This is a genomic window from Geomonas sp. (assembly GCF_056994735.1).
The window spans coordinates 1-2,112 of sequence record NZ_JBXKJL010000226.1 but is presented as its reverse complement, the minus strand read 5'-3'; the positions used below and the strand labels follow the sequence as shown (position 1 = coordinate 2,112).

General features: G+C 63.5%; 3 protein-coding genes. All 3 read right to left on the bottom strand.

The features are described 5' to 3' along the window. Positions 1 to 323: response regulator (locus AC11W3_RS09760; RefSeq protein ID WP_484092932.1), on the bottom strand; the 323-nt coding region annotated here is incomplete at its 3' end. A gap of 84 nt (positions 324 to 407) precedes the next feature. After that, positions 408 to 1,472 carry a chemotaxis-specific protein-glutamate methyltransferase CheB gene (gene cheB, locus AC11W3_RS09755; RefSeq protein ID WP_484092004.1) on the bottom strand — a complete coding sequence of 355 codons (1,065 nt, stop codon included), beginning with the start codon at positions 1,470 to 1,472 and terminating at the stop codon, positions 408 to 410. 34 nt (positions 1,473 to 1,506) lie between these two features. Continuing rightward, a partial coding sequence (locus tag AC11W3_RS09750) for a response regulator (RefSeq protein ID WP_484092931.1) occupies positions 1,507 to 2,112 on the bottom strand: 606 nt, incomplete at its 5' end.

The window sequence follows — 2,112 nt, the reverse complement described above, 5'->3', positions numbered from 1 at the left end:
GCGCCGGCCTCGAGGCTTCGCAGCACGTCTGCCGGGTCGATCAGGTGGGTGAGCAGGATGATCGGCGTCCCCTTTGCTTCCTCGATCCCTCTCACCCGTCGGCATAGCTCGAAGCCGTCCATCTCCGGCATCTGGATGTCGCTGATGATGAGGTCGGGGTGCCGGGAAAGGGTCGCCTCGAGCGCTTCCCTGCCATTTCGTGCCACGCAAACGCGGTACCCGTGCGTCCTGAGCACCTGGTCCAGGAGCTTTGCCTGGGTGGGGCTGTCGTCGACCACCAGAATCAGGACGGCGTCATTTTGTGGTTTAGCGGGGGCTTCCATGGCTCATCCTTGTCTGCATGCGTTCATTTTGGCAGACGCAAGATCTTATATCCATTCCTTTCGGAAGGTGCTGAATGATTTCCCTTATCTTGCCAGCTGGGCAGCACTTTCCCGGGGCTTTACCAGTTCCTCCAGCAGTTGGATGATTCCCTCGGGGGGAAGGATGTAGTTCGCAGCATCGATCCGGATCGCCTCGCCAGGCATGCCGAAGACCACGGAACTCTCCCGGTCCTGGGCGATGGTGATCCCCCCCCGCTCTTTCAGGGTCTTCAATTCAAAAGCGCCGTCGCGCCCCATTCCGGAGAGGAGCACGCCGGCCGCCTGGCGGCCATAGCGGAGCGCCACGGACCGAAAGAGCGCCGAGACCGATGGACGCAGCCCGTTCTCGGGTGGGGCACCGGAGAGAACGATCCTGTCGCTTGGTCCCATCTCCATGTGGCAGCCATCGGGCGCCACATAGACCCGTCCGGGGGAGATCCGCATGCCGTTTTCGGCAAGCTGCACCGGCAGACGGGAGCTCTGGTTCAGCCAGTGCACGAAGTTCTCGGTGAACCCTTCCGCCATGTGCTGCACGACCAGCACCGCCGCGCCGAAGTGGGGCGGAAGTTTGGCGAGGATCTGTTGCAAAAGGGGAGGTCCACCGGTCGAGGCGCCGATGGCGACCACCCTGATCTGCGCCGCGGGCTCGGGGAGCGGCAGCGGTTTTTCGTGCGCCCCCTTGCAAACCTGGGGAAAGCTCCGGCGCACCACCTTGATCTCGGACATGAGCTTTATGTGGTGCACGAGCTTCGCGACCGATGCGGCGTACCCGGGGCTCCCGACGGGGTCGGGCTTTGACAGCACCATGAGGGCCCCCGCCTCCATGACGCGGAAAAGGGTCGCCGAATCCTTGGGGTCCATCTTTGCGGTGACGATGACGATGGGAACGGGACAACTGGACATGATGGCCCGGGTCGCCTGGAAACCGTCCATGCCGGGGAGGTTGATGTCCATGGTGATGATGTCCGGCCTCAGGTTGCGGGCGGCCTCCACCGCAGCCTCGCCGCTTTCGGCCGTGCCGATCACCCGGATCTGCGGATCGGAGTTGAAGGCCGCCACCAGCGCCTGCTGGACGGTTTTTGAATCCTCCACCACGAGAAGTCTGATCACCTGTTCCGTTCCCTCATCTTCTTGAATATCCCTCTCAGGTCAGTTTATGAATCACTTCGATCAGGCTGCTCTGATCGAAGCTGCTCTTGACGATGTAGGCGTTTGCCCCCACGTCGATGCCCCGCTCGCGGTCCGAGCGGGACTCTAGCCCCGTCACCAGCACCACCGGGATCTTTTCCAGCCTCCTGTCTCCCCTGATGGCCGCCGTGAGCTCGAAGCCGTTCATGCGTGGCATCTCCACGTCGGAGATGACGATGTCGAAGCTCTCGGTCTTGAGAAGCGCGAGGGCGTCGGCCCCGTCGATGGCTGTTCGCACCTGGAATCCGGAGGCCTCCAGGATGGTCTTCAGTAGCGTGCGCGAGGTGATGGAGTCCTCGGCAACCAGCACGCTCAACCGCTTCGGCTTGGGGCTGGCCGAGGAGGGCGGCCCGAAGAGGCCCGAGGCGGCACCTGCCAGAGCCGACCTGAAGAGGTCGCCGATGTTGAGGATCGGCACCACGCGGCCGTTACCCAGCACCGTCGCCCCGGCCACGTTCCTTACCCGCGACAGCTGGCTGCCCAGAGGCTTCACCAGGATCTCCTGCACCCCGACCACCTGGTCGACGGCAAAGGCGATCCGTTTCTCGCCGACGTTCAGCAG